Origin of the sequence: Pseudomonas fluorescens (assembly GCF_900215245.1) — a bacterium.
GTDB lineage: Bacteria > Pseudomonadota > Gammaproteobacteria > Pseudomonadales > Pseudomonadaceae > Aquipseudomonas > Aquipseudomonas fluorescens.
The window spans coordinates 2293913-2313282 of the sequence record NZ_LT907842.1; the positions used below are offsets into that span (position 1 = coordinate 2293913).

Here is a 19370-nt window from a genome sequence, read left to right on the forward strand (position 1 = left end):
AATCCCTGCTTAGGCGTTTTTGCGGATGACTTGGCCGTCGCGGCACATCAGGCACGCGGCGACGATGTCGTCTTCGAGGTTGATTTCAAACTGCCCTTCCTTGGTGAAGACCAGCTTCAGGAAGTCCAGCAGGTTGCGCGCGTATAGCGCAGAAGCATCGGCGGCTACGGCACCCGCCAGGTTGGTCGGGCCGCAGATGGTCACGCCGTTTTCCACGACGACCTGATCGGCCACCGTTAGCGGGCAGTTACCGCCTTGGGCTGCGGCGAGGTCGATGACCACCGAGCCCGGCTTCATTTGCGCGACGGTCTCGGCGCTGAGCAGGGTGGGTGCCTTGCGACCTGGGATCAATGCAGTGGTGATGACGATGTCGGCTTGCTTGGCGCGTTCGTGTACGGCCAGGGCCTGGCGCTGCATCCAGCTGGACGGCATTGGGCGAGCATATCCGCCGACACCGACGGCGCATTCGCGCTCTTCGTCGGTTTCATAAGGGACGTCGACGAACTTGGCGCCAAGCGATTCGATTTGCTCTTTTACCGCAGGGCGCACGTCAGATGCTTCGATCACCGCACCCAGACGCTTCGCCGTGGCGATGGCTTGCAGTCCGGCGACACCCGCGCCGAGAATCAACACGCGCGCTGCTTTGACGGTGCCTGCGGCGGTCATCAGCATCGGCATGAAACGCGGGTAGTGGTGGGCTGCCAGCAGGACCGCTTTATAACCGGCGATGTTGGCTTGGGACGACAGCACGTCGAGGCTCTGGGCTCGCGATGTACGGGGGGCGGCTTCAAGCGCGAAGGCCGTGACGCCACGCTCGGCCAACTTGGCAATGGTTTCGTTGCTGAACGGATTGAGCATGCCCACCAACACAGTGCCGCTTTTGATCAGCGCCAGTTCACTGGCGCTGGGGGCAACCACTTTGAGAATCAGCTCGGCGCCAAACGTATCGTTGGCACTGCCAATGGTTGCGCCTGCCGTTTCATAGGCACTGTCGACGATGCTGGCGTTGAGGCCTGCTCCGCTTTGAACAGTGACCTTATGGCCCTGGCCGATCAGCTTCTTGATGGTTTCCGGGGTGGCAGCCACCCGCGTTTCACCGGTCTGGGTTTCGAGAGGAACACCAATGTGCACGTCAAATCTCCTGCATGATCTTTTTGCTTTTGATCTTTTTGTAAAAAGGCCAGTGCACCGTGAGTGGCGCATCTGGGGCGGCCGATCAGCACGATCCCGCTGAAATGACAGCGGGGCGCGGCATTTTGCAGGCGAACTTTACGGCCTTCAAGGGATTATGACGGGTGACGAAAAATTAACTACAAGTCACCCTGTGACTGATTGTCGCAACGTGCGCAAATAACCTCTTTAAATACAGGTGTTTAAAGGGTTGCAGAGGTTTATTGATGCTTTTTCAATCGCCGGTGTGAATGGTTGGGCATTGGCCGGCGCTAGGCCCTGAAAGCCATGTTGATCATGGCTCTTAGCCTTTTTATGGCTGATAAGTACAGTCTGTCTAAAAGCGACATATACGTACATCTGTAGGTTTTAGATTTAATTGACTACAAGGTCAACAAATACATTTTCTCCTTTAAATACCTGGGCTGTAGCGGTGTGACTGGTCAATTAGCCAGTCCCTGAAAGCGTGCAGTGATGCAGATTCGACTTTTCTTTCAGGAATCATCAGGTAGTAAGCCTTGGCGCTGTGCAGTGCCTCGGGGCTTGCGATCACCAGTTGGTTCTCCTTGAGTTCGCGCTGGATGAGGAAGGGTGGAATCAGCGCGATCCCCATGTCATGCATGGCGGCTTGAGACAACATCGAGAATAGCTCGTAACGAGGGCCTGTCATGTCGCGGGGTATGTTCAGTTGTTGCGCGTTAAACCATTGGCGCCAGGCGTAAGGCCTGGTGGTCTGCTGCAGCAGCGGCAGTTCTGCGATTTCCTGGGGGCTGAAGTGGGTTCGGGTGCCCAGTAATCCTGCGCTGCACACGGGGACGGGGTTTTCTCCCATCAGCCGATGGGATTCTGTACCGGACCAGTCGGCATCGCCAAAGTAGATTGCGGCATCGAATTCGGTATCGGCAAATAGAAAGGGGCGCGTGCGGTTGGTGAGGTTGACCGTCACTTCCGGGTGCCGATGTTGAAAGTCCTTGAGGCGGGGGATCAGCCATTGGGTGCCAAAGGTTGGAACCACGGCCAGTTCGATGACGTTGGTGCCTTGCTGTCCCATTACCGACAGAGTGTCACGCTCAACGGCGTCCAATTGCATGGCGACTCGACGGCTATAGGACAGCCCCGCTTCCGTCAGCTTCACCCCGCGTCGTGAGCGCCGAAACAGCTCGACACTCAAAAACTCCTCAAGGCTGGCTATCTGTCGACAGATGGCGCCCTGGGTGATGGAAAGCTCGTGCGCCGCCTTGGTAAAGCTCTCGTGGCGGGCCGCCGCTTCAAAACTGACAAGGGCCGTGGTGCTGGGAATTTTTCTGCGCATGTACGTAGTGCTCACTTAAAAAGCGCGTCTGCGCCATTCTCAGTCGTTTCGGAGTGAGAAATTAGCACAACCCTATGCACAAACCTCGTTTGCCCTCTGCGCGTGCCCGGCCTAGGCTGCATCCACGACTTCTGATTTATTGCGCGAGGGCTTATTCATGGCTGGTAAGGCAAGCTTCAACTGGATTGATCCACTGCTGCTGGATCAGCAGCTCACCGAAGAAGAGCGCATGGTGCGCGACAGTGCTGAGCAATTTGCCCAGGACAAGCTGGCGCCGCGTGTGCTCGAAGCCTTCCGGCATGAAAAGACCGACCCTGCGATCTTTCGCGAAATGGGTGAAACCGGCCTGTTGGGCGCGATGATTCCCGAGCAGTACGGTGGCAGCGGCTTGAACTACGTCAGTTATGGGTTGATTGCCCGTGAGGTGGAGCGTGTCGACTCCGGCTATCGCTCGATGATGAGCGTGCAATCCTCGCTGGTCATGGTGCCTATCAATGAGTTCGGCACCGAGGCGCAAAAGCAGAAGTACTTGCCGAAGCTGGCCTCTGGTGAATGGATTGGCTGTTTTGGTCTGACGGAGCCCAACCACGGTTCCGATCCTGGCGCGATGATTACCCGTGCCCGTAAGGTGGACGGCGGCTATAGCCTGACTGGTGCCAAGATGTGGATCACCAACAGCCCGATCGCGGATGTGTTTGTGGTGTGGGGCAAGGACGATGCCGGCGACATTCGTGGTTTTGTCCTGGAGAAGGGCTGGAAGGGGCTGAGCGCTCCGGCGATTCACGGCAAGGTCGGCCTGCGGGCGTCGATTACCGGTGAAATTGTCATGGATAACGTGTTTGTGCCGGAAGAGAACATCTTCCCGGATGTCCGTGGCTTGAAGGGGCCATTCACCTGCCTCAACTCGGCGCGCTATGGCATCTCCTGGGGGGCACTGGGTGCCGCCGAGTTCTGCTGGCATACCGCTCGCCAATACACCCTTGACCGTCATCAGTTTGGTCGCCCGCTGGCGGCCACCCAGTTGATCCAGAAGAAGTTGGCCGACATGCAGACCGAGATCACTCTGGCCTTGCAAGGCTGCCTGCGTCTGGGGCGTATGAAGGATGAAGGCACGGCGGCTGTCGAGATTACATCGATCATGAAGCGCAACTCGTGCGGCAAGTCTCTGGATATCGCGCGTATGGCGCGGGACATGTTGGGTGGCAACGGTATTTCCGACGAGTTTGGGGTGGCGCGACACTTGGTCAACCTGGAGGTGGTTAACACCTATGAGGGCACTCATGACGTGCACGCCTTGATTCTGGGGCGCGCGCAAACTGGTCTTCAGGCGTTCTATTAATAGGAGCACGGCATGGGCGCGCTTTCACATCTGCGGGTACTGGATTTATCGCGAGTGCTGGCGGGCCCTTGGTCCGGGCAGATACTTGCGGACCTTGGGGCTGAGGTGATCAAGGTCGAGCGGCCGGGTAATGGCGATGACACGCGTGCATGGGGGCCGCCTTTCCTGAAGGACGCTTATGGCGAGAACACCAGTGAGGCGGCGTATTACCTGTCGGCTAACCGTAACAAGGAATCGGTGACTATCGACTTCACGCGTCCGGAGGGGCAGAAGCTGGTGCGTGATCTGGCTGCCAAGTCCGACATTCTGATCGAGAACTTCAAGGTAGGTGGTCTGGCGGCATATGGGCTGGACTATGAGTCGCTCAAAGAGATCAATCCGGAGTTGATCTACTGCTCTATCACGGGCTTCGGCCAGACGGGCCCTTATGCGACGCGAGCGGGCTACGACTTTATGATTCAGGGGCTGGGAGGGCTCATGAGTCTGACGGGGCGGCCAGAGGGCGATGATGGGGCTGGGCCGGTGAAGGTGGGGGTTGCACTGACGGACATCCTGACGGGGCTTTATTCGACTGTGGCGATCCTGGCGGCATTGGCTCACCGGGACCACGACGGTGGTGGGCAGCATATCGATATGGCCTTGCTGGATGTGCAGGTGGCTTGCCTGGCTAACCAAGCGATGAATTACCTGACGACGGGTGTGTCACCAAAACGCTTGGGCAATGCTCACCCGAATATAGTGCCTTATCAGGATTTTCCTACGGCTGATGGTGATTTCATCCTGACGGTGGGTAATGACGGCCAGTTTCGCAAGTTCGCTGAGGTGGCTGGGCAGCCGCAGTGGGCCGATGACCCGCGGTTTGCTTCTAATAAGATGCGGGTGGCCAATCGCGCCGAACTGATTCCGTTGATTCGCCAGGCTACCGTCTTCAAGACCACGGCGCAGTGGGTGTCGCAGTTGGAGCAAGTCGGCGTGCCGTGTGGGCCGATCAATGATCTGGCGCAGGTGTTTGCCGATCCGCAGGTCAAGGCGCGTGGGTTGGCGATGACGTTGCCTCATTCGCTGGCAGGGATGGTGCCGCAGGTGGCCAGTCCGATACGGTTGTCCAAGACACCGGTCGAGTATCGGAGTGCGCCTCCTTTATTAGGAGAGCATACGGTTCAGGTATTGCAGGGCGTGCTTGGGCTGGGGGCGGCGAATGTGGCTGCCTTAAAGGAGGCAGGCGTTATCTGAGTCGCTTCTTCTATATAGAGCGTGTGAACAACGCTATGTCGATTGTTTTTTAATCAATTCTAACTAATTGATAGAAAGACAAAATTAAGCGTTGACGGCAGATTCTGGACGTCTATAATTCGCCCCACTTCCGGCGCAGTCGAAACGGAAAACTCCTTGGTAAACAAAGAGTTATGCGAGATTCGACAGCGAGTTGCTTCAGGTCATCGAAGCCCAGAAGGAGTTGGTAGAGCAGTGTTGTTTGGTTCTATTAACGTTTCGATCTTCTCGGTCGAAAGCGGAGAAAAAGAGGTGTTGACAGCAGCGTGTAACGCTGTAGAATTCGCCTCCCGCTAACGAGAGATCGGAAGCGCAAGTGGTTGAAGTTGTTGAGGAATTCCTCGAAAACTTCTGAAAATAATCACTTGACAGCAAATGAGGCTGCTGTAGAATGCGCGCCTCGGTTGAGACGAAAGATCTTAACCAACCGCTCTTTAACAACTGAATCAAGCAATTCGTGTGGGTGCTTGTGGAGTCAGACTGATAGTCAACAAGATTATCAGCATCACAAGTTACTCCGCGAGAAATCAAAGATGTAACCAACGATTGCTGAGCCAAGTTTAGGGTTTCTTAAAAACCCAAAGATGTTTGAACTGAAGAGTTTGATCATGGCTCAGATTGAACGCTGGCGGCAGGCCTAACACATGCAAGTCGAGCGGTAGAGAGAAGCTTGCTTCTCTTGAGAGCGGCGGACGGGTGAGTAAAGCCTAGGAATCTGCCTGGTAGTGGGGGATAACGTTCGGAAACGGACGCTAATACCGCATACGTCCTACGGGAGAAAGCAGGGGACCTTCGGGCCTTGCGCTATCAGATGAGCCTAGGTCGGATTAGCTAGTTGGTGAGGTAATGGCTCACCAAGGCGACGATCCGTAACTGGTCTGAGAGGATGATCAGTCACACTGGAACTGAGACACGGTCCAGACTCCTACGGGAGGCAGCAGTGGGGAATATTGGACAATGGGCGAAAGCCTGATCCAGCCATGCCGCGTGTGTGAAGAAGGTCTTCGGATTGTAAAGCACTTTAAGTTGGGAGGAAGGGCATTAACCTAATACGTTAGTGTTTTGACGTTACCGACAGAATAAGCACCGGCTAACTCTGTGCCAGCAGCCGCGGTAATACAGAGGGTGCAAGCGTTAATCGGAATTACTGGGCGTAAAGCGCGCGTAGGTGGTTTGTTAAGTTGGATGTGAAATCCCCGGGCTCAACCTGGGAACTGCATTCAAAACTGACTGACTAGAGTATGGTAGAGGGTGGTGGAATTTCCTGTGTAGCGGTGAAATGCGTAGATATAGGAAGGAACACCAGTGGCGAAGGCGACCACCTGGACTAATACTGACACTGAGGTGCGAAAGCGTGGGGAGCAAACAGGATTAGATACCCTGGTAGTCCACGCCGTAAACGATGTCAACTAGCCGTTGGGAGCCTTGAGCTCTTAGTGGCGCAGCTAACGCATTAAGTTGACCGCCTGGGGAGTACGGCCGCAAGGTTAAAACTCAAATGAATTGACGGGGGCCCGCACAAGCGGTGGAGCATGTGGTTTAATTCGAAGCAACGCGAAGAACCTTACCAGGCCTTGACATCCAATGAACTTTCTAGAGATAGATTGGTGCCTTCGGGAACATTGAGACAGGTGCTGCATGGCTGTCGTCAGCTCGTGTCGTGAGATGTTGGGTTAAGTCCCGTAACGAGCGCAACCCTTGTCCTTAGTTACCAGCACGTAATGGTGGGCACTCTAAGGAGACTGCCGGTGACAAACCGGAGGAAGGTGGGGATGACGTCAAGTCATCATGGCCCTTACGGCCTGGGCTACACACGTGCTACAATGGTCGGTACAGAGGGTTGCCAAGCCGCGAGGTGGAGCTAATCCCACAAAACCGATCGTAGTCCGGATCGCAGTCTGCAACTCGACTGCGTGAAGTCGGAATCGCTAGTAATCGCGAATCAGAATGTCGCGGTGAATACGTTCCCGGGCCTTGTACACACCGCCCGTCACACCATGGGAGTGGGTTGCACCAGAAGTAGCTAGTCTAACCTTCGGGAGGACGGTTACCACGGTGTGATTCATGACTGGGGTGAAGTCGTAACAAGGTAGCCGTAGGGGAACCTGCGGCTGGATCACCTCCTTAATCGACGACATCAGCTGCTCCATAAGTTCCCACACGAATTGCTTGATTCATTGAAGAAGACGATAAGAAGCAGCCCGAAATTGGGTCTGTAGCTCAGTTGGTTAGAGCGCACCCCTGATAAGGGTGAGGTCGGCAGTTCGAATCTGCCCAGACCCACCAATTTTGTGTGGGAAACGCCTGTAGAAATACGGGGCCATAGCTCAGCTGGGAGAGCGCCTGCCTTGCACGCAGGAGGTCAACGGTTCGATCCCGTTTGGCTCCACCACTACTGCTTCTGAAGTTTCGAAAGCTTAGAAATGAGCATTCCATTGTGATGATGGTGAATGTTGATTTCTAGTCTTTGATTAGATCGTTCTTTAAAAATTTGGGTATGTGATAGAAAGATAGACTGAACGTTACTTTCACTGGTAACGGATCAGGCTAAGGTAAAATTTGTGAGTTGCTCGTAATTGAGTATTATCGAATTTTCGGCGAATGTTGTCTTCACAGTATAACCAGATTGCTTGGGGTTATATGGTCAAGTGAAGAAGCGCATACGGTGGATGCCTTGGCAGTCAGAGGCGATGAAAGACGTGGTAGCCTGCGAAAAGCTTCGGGGAGTCGGCAAACAGACTTTGATCCGGAGATGTCTGAATGGGGGAACCCAGCCATCATAAGATGGTTATCTTACGCTGAATACATAGGCGTAAGAGGCGAACCAGGGGAACTGAAACATCTAAGTACCCTGAGGAAAAGAAATCAACCGAGATTCCCTTAGTAGTGGCGAGCGAACGGGGACTAGCCCTTAAGTGGCTTTGAGATTAGCGGAACGCTCTGGAAAGTGCGGCCATAGTGGGTGATAGCCCTGTACGCGAAAATCTCTTAGTCATGAAATCGAGTAGGACGGAGCACGAGAAACTTTGTCTGAATATGGGGGGACCATCCTCCAAGGCTAAATACTACTGACTGACCGATAGTGAACTAGTACCGTGAGGGAAAGGCGAAAAGAACCCCGGAGAGGGGAGTGAAATAGATCCTGAAACCGTATGCGTACAAGCAGTGGGAGCAGACTTTGTTCTGTGACTGCGTACCTTTTGTATAATGGGTCAGCGACTTATTTTCAGTGGCGAGCTTAACCGAATAGGGGAGGCGTAGCGAAAGCGAGTCTTAATAGGGCGTCTAGTCGCTGGGAATAGACCCGAAACCGGGCGATCTATCCATGGGCAGGTTGAAGGTTGGGTAACACTAACTGGAGGACCGAACCGACTACCGTTGAAAAGTTAGCGGATGACCTGTGGATCGGAGTGAAAGGCTAATCAAGCTCGGAGATAGCTGGTTCTCCTCGAAAGCTATTTAGGTAGCGCCTCATGTATCACTGTAGGGGGTAGAGCACTGTTTCGGCTAGGGGGTCATCCCGACTTACCAAACCGATGCAAACTCCGAATACCTACAAGTGCCGAGCATGGGAGACACACGGCGGGTGCTAACGTCCGTCGTGAAAAGGGAAACAACCCAGACCGTCAGCTAAGGTCCCAAAGTTATGGTTAAGTGGGAAACGATGTGGGAAGGCTTAGACAGCTAGGAGGTTGGCTTAGAAGCAGCCACCCTTTAAAGAAAGCGTAATAGCTCACTAGTCGAGTCGGCCTGCGCGGAAGATGTAACGGGGCTCAAACCATACACCGAAGCTACGGGTATCACGTAAGTGATGCGGTAGAGGAGCGTTCTGTAAGCCTGTGAAGGTGAGTTGAGAAGCTTGCTGGAGGTATCAGAAGTGCGAATGCTGACATGAGTAACGACAATGGGTGTGAAAAACACCCACGCCGAAAGACCAAGGTTTCCTGCGCAACGTTAATCGACGCAGGGTTAGTCGGTCCCTAAGGCGAGGCTGAAAAGCGTAGTCGATGGAAAACAGGTTAATATTCCTGTACTTCTGGTTATTGCGATGGAGGGACGGAGAAGGCTAGGCCAGCTTGGCGTTGGTTGTCCAAGTTTAAGGTGGTAGGCTGGAATCTTAGGTAAATCCGGGATTCTAAGGCCGAGAGCTGATGACGAGTTATCTTTTAGATGACGAAGTGGTTGATGCCATGCTTCCAAGAAAAGCTTCTAAGCTTCAGGTAACCAGGAACCGTACCCCAAACCGACACAGGTGGTTGGGTAGAGAATACCAAGGCGCTTGAGAGAACTCGGGTGAAGGAACTAGGCAAAATGGCACCGTAACTTCGGGAGAAGGTGCGCCGGTGAGGGTGAAGGACTTGCTCCGTAAGCTCATGCCGGTCGAAGATACCAGGCCGCTGCGACTGTTTATTAAAAACACAGCACTCTGCAAACACGAAAGTGGACGTATAGGGTGTGACGCCTGCCCGGTGCCGGAAGGTTAATTGATGGGGTTAGCTAACGCGAAGCTCTTGATCGAAGCCCCGGTAAACGGCGGCCGTAACTATAACGGTCCTAAGGTAGCGAAATTCCTTGTCGGGTAAGTTCCGACCTGCACGAATGGCGTAACGATGGCGGCGCTGTCTCCACCCGAGACTCAGTGAAATTGAAATCGCTGTGAAGATGCAGTGTATCCGCGGCTAGACGGAAAGACCCCGTGAACCTTTACTATAGCTTTGCACTGGACTTTGAATTTGCTTGTGTAGGATAGGTGGGAGGCTTTGAAGCGTGGACGCCAGTTCGCGTGGAGCCAACCTTGAAATACCACCCTGGCAACTTTGAGGTTCTAACTCAGGTCCGTTATCCGGATCGAGGACAGTGTATGGTGGGTAGTTTGACTGGGGCGGTCTCCTCCTAAAGAGTAACGGAGGAGTACGAAGGTGCGCTCAGACCGGTCGGAAATCGGTCGTAGAGTATAAAGGCAAAAGCGCGCTTGACTGCGAGACAGACACGTCGAGCAGGTACGAAAGTAGGTCTTAGTGATCCGGTGGTTCTGTATGGAAGGGCCATCGCTCAACGGATAAAAGGTACTCCGGGGATAACAGGCTGATACCGCCCAAGAGTTCATATCGACGGCGGTGTTTGGCACCTCGATGTCGGCTCATCACATCCTGGGGCTGAAGCCGGTCCCAAGGGTATGGCTGTTCGCCATTTAAAGTGGTACGCGAGCTGGGTTTAGAACGTCGTGAGACAGTTCGGTCCCTATCTGCCGTGGACGTTTGAGATTTGAGAGGGGCTGCTCCTAGTACGAGAGGACCGGAGTGGACGAACCTCTGGTGTTCCGGTTGTCACGCCAGTGGCATTGCCGGGTAGCTATGTTCGGAATAGATAACCGCTGAAAGCATCTAAGCGGGAAACTAGCCTCAAGATGAGATCTCACTGGGACCTTGAGTCCCCTGAAGGGCCGTCGAAGACTACGACGTTGATAGGTTGGGTGTGTAAGCGCTGTGAGGCGTTGAGCTAACCAATACTAATTGCCCGTGAGGCTTGACCATATAACACCCAAGCAATTTGACTACTCCTGACTTGGAAACAAGCAGAAGCATCAGATTGCGGTGTGTGAAGACGATAGAACCGAAAGTTCGAATTTCACAAAACACCGAAAGCTATCACATACCCAATTTGCTGAAGCGAGGCCACCTGGTCACGACTCAGTACCCGAATTTCTTGACGACCATAGAGCATTGGAACCACCTGATCCCATCCCGAACTCAGTAGTGAAACGATGCATCGCCGATGGTAGTGTGGGGTTTCCCCATGTGAGAGTAGGTCATCGTCAAGATTAAATTCCAGAACCCCTGTTTGCTAACGCGAACAGGGGTTTTGTTTATGTAGAAGTCCATGAATTTCACTGGTGTGTTGCTGATGCAACGTACTGGTACACAGAATTTCTTGACGACCATAGAGCATTGGAACCACCTGATCCCATCCCGAACTCAGCAGTGAAACGATGCATCGCCGATGGTAGTGTGGGGTTTCCCCATGTGAGAGTAGGTCATCGTCAAGATTAAATTCCGAAACCCCTGTCTGCTAACGCAGACAGGGGTTTTGTCGTTTAGAGGGTTTGATAATTGACCTGCTCTTGCTGCTGACTATTGATCGGTATTAAGAGGCAAGCATCAACGATGCTAAGCGTTCTCTGCATCTATCCATCTCTATACCCGACATCGCACTGCCAAGTCGCAAGCTGTCCCAGGCAGCTACAACGCGACGAACCCCCATTTATCCATCTCAACCACGTCTGGCAGATAGGCACTCTTTCGCTGAAACCATCGAAAGCAGCGGGACAGGTATCTGTGCTGAAGCTCTACCACTGGTCGTTTTCCTACTCAAAACGACGATGGATCTCACAAATTTCTAAGATTTATTCCGTCCTGGCCGAAAGCCTGATGAGCCATGCGTGCACCGAAATAGAGCGGCCTGAGAGTCTGCCTATCCCGTTACATGGAATGTTCCACTCGGCACGCTCACCCCCCTTTGGCAAAAGAAGTCGATGAAATGAATCTCAAGTTCAGTCATAAAATTCTACTGGCCGCGTCAGGCGTCGTGGTTTTGGCCTTCGCGTTATTCACGCTCTACAACGACTACCTGCAGCGCAGCACGATCAAGCAAAACCTCGAGTCGTCTATCCAGCAATCGGGCGAGCTCACGGCAAGCAGTGTGCAGAACTGGCTCAGTGGGCGCATCCTGGTGCTCGAAAGTCTGGCGCAAAACGTTGCCCATCAGGGGAGTGGTGCCGACCTTCCAGGGCTGGTCGACCAGCCTGCATTCACCTCAAACTTCCAATTCACCTATGTCGGTCAAACCAATGGTGTGTTCACCCAGCGCCCTGACGCGAAGATGCCTGACGGTTACGACCCACGTCAGCGACCTTGGTACAAGCAAGCGGTGGCTGCCGATAAAACCATGCTCACCCCGCCTTACATGGCCGCAGTGGGTGGTCAGATCGTAACCATCGCTCTGCCAGTCAAAAAGAACGGTGAGCTGCTGGGTGTGGTCGGTGGTGACCTGAGTTTGCAAACCCTGGTGAAGATCATCAACTCGGTGGACTTTGGCGGCATCGGCCATGCGTTTCTGGTCAGTGCGGATGGTCAGGTGATCGTCAGTCCTGACCAGGACCAGGTGATGAAAAACCTCAAGGACATCTACCCAGGCACCAGTCTTCGTATTGAGAAGGTCAGTCAGGATGTCGTCTTAAACGGTCAGGACCGCATTCTGTCGTTCACGCCAATCAGCGGTTTGCCGGGTGCAGACTGGTACATCGGTCTCTCGATCGACAAGGACAAAGCCTACGCACCACTGGGTAAATTCCGTACTTCAGCGTTGATTGCCATGTTGATTGCTGTGGTGGCGATTGCGGTGCTGTTGAGCTTGCTGATTCAAGTACTGTTGCGCCCGCTGACCACCATGGGTGTTGCCATGCAGGACATTGCCCAGGGTGAAGGCGATTTGACTCGTCGCCTGGACGTGACCAGTAAGGATGAGTTTGGCGAGGTCGGCAGTGCTTTCAACCAGTTCGTCGAGCGTATCCACGCCTCCATTTCCGAAGTCTCTTCGGCAACACGACAGGTACACGACCTGTCCCAGCGTGTCATGGCGTCTTCCAACGCGTCGATTATCGGCTCGGACGAACAAAGCGCACGTACCAACAGCGTAGCTGCAGCGATCAACGAGCTGGGTGCCGCTACCCAGGAAATCGCGCGCAACGCGGCCGATGCTTCGCAGCACGCCAGTGGTGCCAGTGAACAAGCAGACGACGGGCGCAAGGTCGTGGAAAAAACCATCCTGGCAATGTCGGAACTGTCGCAAAAGATCAGCCTGTCCTGCACGCAGATCGAAACCCTCAACGCCAGCACCGACAACATTGGTCACATTCTCGATGTGATCAAAGGTATCTCCCAGCAAACCAACTTGTTAGCGCTCAATGCCGCGATCGAAGCTGCCCGTGCCGGGGAAGCCGGGCGTGGGTTTGCCGTGGTTGCCGATGAGGTGCGTAACCTGGCTCACCGTACCCAGGAGTCTGCGGAAGAGATCCACAAAATGATCACTTCGTTGCAAGTGGGTTCGCGTGAAGCGGTGACCACCATGAACGCCAGCCAGACCTCCAGCGAAGAAAGCGTTGAAGTGGCCAACCAGGCCGGTGAGCGCCTGGTCAGCGTGACGCAGCGAATCGTCGAGATCGATGGCATGAACCAATCGGTTGCTGCCGCCACCGAGGAGCAGACGGCGGTGGTTGAAACCCTCAACGTGGATATCAACCAGATCAATCTGCTGAACCAGCAAGGCGTGGCCAATCTCAACGAAACGCTTAAGGACTGCGATGCGCTGTCCCAGCAGGCCAGCCGCCTGAAGCAATTGGTCGACAGCTTCAAAATCTGATCCACGTTATGCAGGGGCGAAGCCTTTCGCTCCTGCTGATCAGCCAAGCATCTTTCGCACATTCTCCAGGGCGCTGTCGGCGAAGGCTTGAACAAACTGTTCAAACTCCGCCTGCGGTGTATCGACCGGTTCGCCAATCAGTGTCCAGATCGCCCTGGAGTATCCCGCGCCAAGCGCTTGCACACTCATTGCGGCCCACAGTTGGGCGACACCCAACGTGTTGTAGAGGGTGGTCCAGGTCATGCACATCGCGTCGTCGTTTCGGCTGTTGAGCTGCTCAACGACACAATGCCCGTCATGGAAAAATTTCGTACGCAGTGCGCCTACACCTGTGCCGGTCATTTCGATGTGCGAAAGGGCGGGAATGAAGGCATCAAATTCCGCAAAGTTGCCTACCACGCTCCATAGGCGGGCGGCTTCGCACGCGACGTCGACAGACGCCTTCAAGGGGGAGCCATTCGGGTTGCGGATCAATGTATCGGGTTGCAGCAATTTCATAAGGGTGTCCTGAAACGGTCAGAGAAAGCCGATGGCGCTGAGGTGATCGCAGCCCCTGCGCAACAGCGTCGCGTCCTTTTGCGGGTATCGCTCGCCCATGGCTTCCACACCTTGGCGGGCGTTCTCGTGACAAATCATCGAGATGTCGCTGATGTCTTCGGCAAGGTCATCCAGATAGAAACCCAGCACACCAAACAGGGCGTTATCGCGACCCACCGTGTGTAGCTCTCGTTGCCAGTGTGCAACGCTCACCCGTTCGAAGTGATGGCCCGCCTGGCTGAAAGCATCCAGATAGTGATCCCAGCTCAAGGGTTGCGGGTTATGCAGGTTGAATACGTTTTGCCCGACCGCAGATTGGCCGCAGTGGAACGCGACAAAACGGGCAAAAAAATCCACCGGCATCAGGTCGAAGTTCACGTTCAGGCGTGGCGCCATACCTAATTGCAATGAGCCTTTGAGCATTAGCATCAGGCGATTGTTTTGCGGCTGGCAGACTCCGCTGCGGCTGTTGAAGGCGATGTTGCCCGGGCGATAGATGTTCACCCAGGCACCTTGTTCGACCGCACGCCCCAACAGCCGCTCGGCGACCCATTTGGACAGGTTATAGCCATTCTTGAGGTAGAGCGGCAACGTGGCCACCGCCGGTGTTTCGAGGATGTACCCTTGGGCGTTGATGCTGCTGCAAGCCGACAGCGTCGAGATGAAATTGAAGACTTTTTTGCAGTGGGTTTCACACAGTCGCAGGCACTCCAGTACCGGTTCGACGTTGTCCCTGGCCAGTGACGCATAATCCATCACATGATTGACCCGCGCTGCGTTGTGCACCAACACGCCATGGCTGCGAGCGATTCGCTCATACACATCGCAGGCCAGGCCCAGACGAGGCTGGCTGATATCGGCGGCGTATACCTGCACCCGGCTCATGTCCAAATGCTCCAGGCGATACTCGTGTAATGCCTGGGTAAACCGCGCCATGGCGCACTGGCCCGGCTGTTCACGCACCAGGCATGTCACCTCCAGTGCTCCCCCTGCCAACAACGCTTCGACGAGATGCACGCCGACAAAACTGTTGGCGCCTGTGACGATCACCTTGCGCAGATCGCCAATGCGATGTTCGTGCAGCATTTGTATATTCAGCGCCTGCGAAGCATCTTGCTCCACCTGGCCTGACGGTACTTCAGGTGTCGCGCCGTCCTCCATCAGTGCAGTGAGCGTACGAATCGTCGGAGCTTCAAAGAAACGGTTCAATGAGAGGCTGCGGCCAAACGCTTCGCGCAGTCGCAGCAGCAGGGTCGACAGCAGGATGGAATGACCGCCCAAATTGAAAAAGCTGTCATCAATTGAAAAGTCATCGCCGGGTATATCCAGCAACTCGCTCCATAACGTCACCAGACGCGTTTGCAGAGGTGTTTGCGCAGGTCGGCGGTGTGAGTGGGGCCTGGCGTGCTTCGGCAGCGCCAGTAAGGCCACGCGGTCGATCTTGCCATGGCTGGTGCGCGGCATCGTGGGTAACTCAGTCCACACCGCGGGCTGCATGTAATCCGGCAGCCACTGCTGTGCATGTCGCTTGAGGCCCGCCACCGTGGCGCCCGATTCGGGCTGGGCGACAACGCAGAGAATCCTGCGATCACCATCGATCACCACGGCCACCTGACGGAATAATCGACTGGCGCTCAGGCACTGTTCGATCTCCTGGGGCTCGACTCGAAAGCCACGGATCTTCACCTGGTCATCCCGCCGGCCACCCAGCTCGATACCGTCCGGCATCCATTTCGCCAGGTCACCGCTGCGGTAAGCCTGCAGTGTCTGGCCATCAGGCAGTGTCACCACCACGAACGGGTTGTCGACCTGCTGCGGCGCGTTCACATACCCCAGGCTTATGCCGGGGCCGATGATGTACAGATCGCCCATTACCTGTTCATCTACGGGTTGCAGCGTGTCGTCGAGGATCAACACTTGGCTGTTTGCAATGGGGTGGCCGATGTTGCGGTTGCTGTCACCGGGTTGAAACGTCCGGTTGGTGACCAGCACCGTGCTCTCGGTAGGGCCGTAGAGGTTGTGCACTTGGCACTGGCTCGCCAATCGTTCGATCACAGACGGCTCGCAGGCATCACCACCGGTCAACAGATGGCTGATGCCCAACGGCTCCTCCAACGGCAGAATGCTGAGGAGCGCGGGCGGCAGAAAGGCATGGCTGATGGGCTGATGGCGAATCAGCTCGACCAACTGATGAGGATCGCGTTGCTGGGCTTCACTCGGGACGATCAACTCGGCACCGGCTATCAGAGCAGGGAAAATATCGATCAACGAGGAGTCGAAACTCAGCGGCGAAAATTGCAGCACACGGCTCTGTTCGTCCAGCGCCAGGCGAGTAGCGAACCAGGCGGTGAAATGCGCAAGGTTGCGTTGACTCAGCAGTACGCCCTTCGGTTGGCCAGTGGTGCCCGAGGTGAAAAGCGCGATGCAGGGTGCTTCGATGCTGGGGTGATGGTGCATCAAGGGTTGCGTGGGGTCGGCCAGGACGGGGTCGACAGTACAGACATTCAGGGCAATGAAATGGTCGCGCAGAGGGTGCTGGCCATCATCGAGCAACAGCCTGGCCTTAGTGCTTTGCAGCATGGCTTGATGGCGCGGTGACGGATGTTCCGGCGCCAGTGGCAGGTAAACCGCACCGCACCCCAATACCGCGAGAATACTGGCGTACAGCTCGACAGATTTTTGCAGACACACGCCGACCACCGGGGGCGACTCAATGCCCTTCAATAACGGGCGCAGGCGTTGCTGGATCGACAGGGCTCGCTGGTGTAATTGGCGGTAACTGAGCCTGTCGCCCGCGATGTTCAGCGCCGTTCGTTCTGCGAAGGTATTAAGACTGGTCTGTAGCCGTTCGATGATCGGTACTTGGGCGGCCTGCAGCAGCGCCGGCTGCGCAGTGCGATTGAATCGATGCAGAAATGCCAGTGCGTCCAGCCCTTTCAAGCTGTGCTCGGGCCACGTATTGGCGGTGGTTACGGCCGTGAAGAGCGCGGTGTCCCTTGCGAAGCCGCTGATCAGCAAGGCGATCCATTCGACCAGTGTGTTCGTCGCTTGCCGGCGCAGACGTTGGCCGTTGCCGCTGGGCTCCTCGGCAACGTCCTGCACCGCCAGCACACGCTGGTCATGGGCATAGCAACGCAACTGCACAGAGGGAAGCCCGTAGTCGGTCACCGGGCCGATACCCAGGCGCAGGCTTAACCCTAGAGCGTTGTCGGAACGTGTGGGCGGTGGTTGGCTGCCGTCCTCAATGAGCACATCAACGGCTTCTGTTGCGCTGACATGCCCGTATTGTTCCAACGTTTGCCTGACCGCCTCCAGGGCCTCGCTGGTGCCGCTCCATCCAATCCTCAAGCGTCTCATGCCGGCCTCCGCGTGTCGGGGAGATAGTCGCTCAGGGCACAGGCCACGCTGGGTGTGCTCAGCACGCCGCTCTGGTGCAGGAACCCCATGATGTTGCCGAGCAGCGGATGCTGGCGGGTGATGGGAAAGTCCAGCGCCGCGACTTCATCCCGCAGCGCCTGTCGGGTATCGCCGCTGACATCCAGGTGTTCGATCAGCTGTAGATCGAAGCCTTTTTGCAGGTCATTGGTCAGGTAATGCATCAAAAAAAACGGCAGGATTTCCGCGATGCTATCGCGATCGCCCGGGGTTGCCGCCTGCCAGTAGAGACGCACCAATTGCGTCCAGAACTGTGCATGGCGCCCTTCGTCAAACAAGTGATCGGCCATCAGGCCACGGATGGATGGCTTGACACTGTCGTCCTTGGAAAACGCCGCTACGGCATGGGTTACGGTGTTTTCGGCGATGGCTACGCCAATCAACTCCACGGCATCGCGCAGGTGTGGCGCTGCCATTGCACACGCGGCGGGCAGGGCGCGGCTCAGTTCGATTTGCGCGGGCAGATCGAGCGGTTGGATGCCGGTCATTTCCACGGTCTGTTGCAGGAAATCCAGTGCAACCAGCGCGTGGTAGTCCTCATCCACCACGATGGTCATCGCATCCACGCGACAGGCGAGAGGGAAGGGCAACGAGAAGCGATTCTTGGCGATACTACGGGCGGTCTTGTCGACGATTTCGGTTTCGAAGATCACCACATCATTGATGAATTTGTAGAAGCTTTGCACCAGCACAAAGTCGCGCCACTGCGGGCAGTGTTCGAGAAAGGTCGCATTGAGTACCAGCGGCTGCCGACACAGCGGGTAGATCAATCTGTCATCGTTTTCGAGCAAGCGCCGAGGGCGGGTTCGGACAGTTGCCCGGCGTTCCCAGTCTTCGGCAAAGGAGCGGTAGTGCGCGGCAATCATGATTGCACCTCTTGCAACGAGGCCCGTACGTCGTCCCACAAGCTGAGTCGACTTTCTACGGCGTCGAGCGCGTAGTCATCTGCCTGGTTTTGACGCGCCGGGTCTGCGTCGATCAGGCGGTCAAGCACAGCCTCTGCCCCTGGCCCATGTTCCTGGGAGTCCAGCGCGATGTGACGGCTGAGGTAGTGGCATAAGGTCGGTGCCTGGCGCTCAATCAATGGGTTGCCGTGCAGAATGCGTTCGAACATCGACGGTATGACACTCTCGCGGCCATGCAAGAAGGCCGCAGCCACGCAGTGTGTGGGTGCGTTCAGTGCGATCTGCAACGTGGTATCTACGAAGCGAGCTACGCCTGGCAGGACGTTGACCAACTGCAAGGCAACGCTCGCCGGCACGCCCTGACGCTGCAGCTCAATGAAGCGCCGAACAGGGATGGTGCTGGCGCCGACTTCAGCCATGGCTTCCAGATACAGTTCAAAGTGGCTGCAAGCGCCTCGTGTCGGGTGTTCATCCGACTCTTCGCCGAGCACGATTTCATTAATGAGGCGTGCGGCGAGTGGGTCTGTCGGTGGGAGCCAGGGTAATTGCGTGCAGGTCAGATCCTGCTGCAGGCGTTTGGTCAGTGCCATGAAGTCCCAGACGGCAAACACATGGTGTTCCATGAAAAGTTGTAACTTGTTAAGTGTAGTTATTTCAGTAAATAACGGATGGCTGCATAACTGCAGTTTTTTTTGTTCAAGTAAGTGTTGGTGCATGGTTGACGCCTATAAGTTGTTGCGACTGTTCTGGAAACAGTGATGAGGTGTTTAATTCAATATGAAAAGTTGGCGTTTTAGCCCCAGCGCACGTGCAGCGGTGGACGGACGCAGGTCCGCGCCGCGGTACGAAGTGTGTGTTTTATTCGGGGCGGATAATAATCTGACTAAACGTTTTGATGAGCGTGTAAATGTATTAGAAGTTTTTTCGAGAGATAATTGCTGTGAATGCGTTACTTGATGGGTTGTCGGATGTTTCCTTGCGA

At 55.4% G+C, this 19370-nt stretch carries 9 protein-coding genes, 2 tRNA genes and 4 rRNA genes; 9 read left to right on the forward strand and 6 right to left on the reverse strand.

The features are described from left to right. Window positions 1-9: 9 nt before the first annotated feature. Together CPH89_RS10765 and CPH89_RS10770 are read right to left on the reverse strand one after the other, a co-directional pair. Window positions 10-1131 carry a Re/Si-specific NAD(P)(+) transhydrogenase subunit alpha gene (locus CPH89_RS10765; RefSeq protein ID WP_053253701.1) on the reverse strand — a complete coding sequence of 374 codons (1122 nt, stop codon included), beginning with the start codon at window positions 1129-1131 and terminating at the stop codon, window positions 10-12. 451 nt (window positions 1132-1582) lie between these two features. Next, complete coding sequence (locus CPH89_RS10770; RefSeq protein ID WP_053253702.1) at window positions 1583-2482, reverse strand: LysR family transcriptional regulator; 900 nt, start codon at window positions 2480-2482, stop codon at window positions 1583-1585. A gap of 157 nt (window positions 2483-2639) precedes the next feature. On the opposite strand from CPH89_RS10770, the gene CPH89_RS10775 reads away from it, so the two are divergent. The 9 genes from CPH89_RS10775 to CPH89_RS10820 all read left to right on the forward strand — a co-directional run bounded on the left by CPH89_RS10775 (window position 2640) and on the right by CPH89_RS10820 (window position 13511). Beyond that, on the forward strand, window positions 2640-3821 hold the full coding sequence (locus tag CPH89_RS10775; RefSeq protein ID WP_053253703.1) for an acyl-CoA dehydrogenase: 1182 nt from the start codon (window positions 2640-2642) through the stop codon (window positions 3819-3821). A gap of 12 nt (window positions 3822-3833) precedes the next feature. Beyond that, entirely contained in the window at window positions 3834-5054 is a 1221-nt protein-coding gene (locus tag CPH89_RS10780) for a CaiB/BaiF CoA transferase family protein (protein WP_053253704.1), read from the forward strand. Window positions 5055-5683: 629 nt separating this feature from the next. After that, window positions 5684-7220 (forward strand): 16S ribosomal RNA (locus tag CPH89_RS10790). Between the two features lie 82 nt (window positions 7221-7302). Further along, a tRNA-Ile gene (locus CPH89_RS10795) sits at window positions 7303-7379 on the forward strand. Window positions 7380-7409: 30 nt separating this feature from the next. Beyond that, window positions 7410-7485: transfer RNA gene (locus CPH89_RS10800), tRNA-Ala, on the forward strand. Window positions 7486-7735: 250 nt separating this feature from the next. Beyond that, window positions 7736-10627: ribosomal RNA gene (locus CPH89_RS10805) — 23S ribosomal RNA — on the forward strand. A 171-nt stretch (window positions 10628-10798) separates the two neighbouring features. Then, window positions 10799-10914 (forward strand): 5S ribosomal RNA (gene rrf / locus CPH89_RS10810). 109 nt (window positions 10915-11023) lie between these two features. Then, a 5S ribosomal RNA gene (gene rrf, locus CPH89_RS10815) occupies window positions 11024-11139 on the forward strand. Together the 16S, 23S and 5S rRNA genes with 2 tRNA genes alongside form the textbook arrangement of a ribosomal RNA operon. A 491-nt stretch (window positions 11140-11630) precedes the next feature. Continuing rightward, complete coding sequence (locus tag CPH89_RS10820) at window positions 11631-13511, forward strand: methyl-accepting chemotaxis protein (RefSeq protein WP_053253707.1); 1881 nt, start codon at window positions 11631-11633, stop codon at window positions 13509-13511. A gap of 39 nt (window positions 13512-13550) precedes the next feature. On the opposite strand, the gene CPH89_RS10825 is transcribed toward CPH89_RS10820, so the two are convergent. From CPH89_RS10825 to CPH89_RS10840, 4 genes are read right to left on the reverse strand one after another with little or no spacing between them, the layout of a single operon-like run. Next, entirely contained in the window at window positions 13551-14009 is a 459-nt protein-coding gene (locus CPH89_RS10825) for an SRPBCC family protein (protein ID WP_053253708.1), read from the reverse strand. 18 nt (window positions 14010-14027) lie between these two features. Beyond that, the gene (locus CPH89_RS10830) at window positions 14028-17405 is read right to left on the reverse strand and encodes an amino acid adenylation domain-containing protein (protein WP_053253709.1); all 3378 of its coding nucleotides are present in this window, start codon (window positions 17403-17405) and stop codon (window positions 14028-14030) included. Further along, window positions 17402-18349: a diiron oxygenase gene (locus CPH89_RS10835; RefSeq protein ID WP_053253710.1), complete on the reverse strand. Its 948-nt coding sequence runs from the start codon at window positions 18347-18349 to the stop codon at window positions 17402-17404. Before CPH89_RS10835 ends, CPH89_RS10830 begins: the two co-directional genes overlap by 4 nt. Further along, the gene (locus CPH89_RS10840) at window positions 18346-19104 is read right to left on the reverse strand and encodes a DUF3050 domain-containing protein (protein ID WP_053253711.1); all 759 of its coding nucleotides are present in this window, start codon (window positions 19102-19104) and stop codon (window positions 18346-18348) included. Before CPH89_RS10840 ends, CPH89_RS10835 begins: the two co-directional genes overlap by 4 nt. Window positions 19105-19370 lie beyond the last annotated feature (266 nt).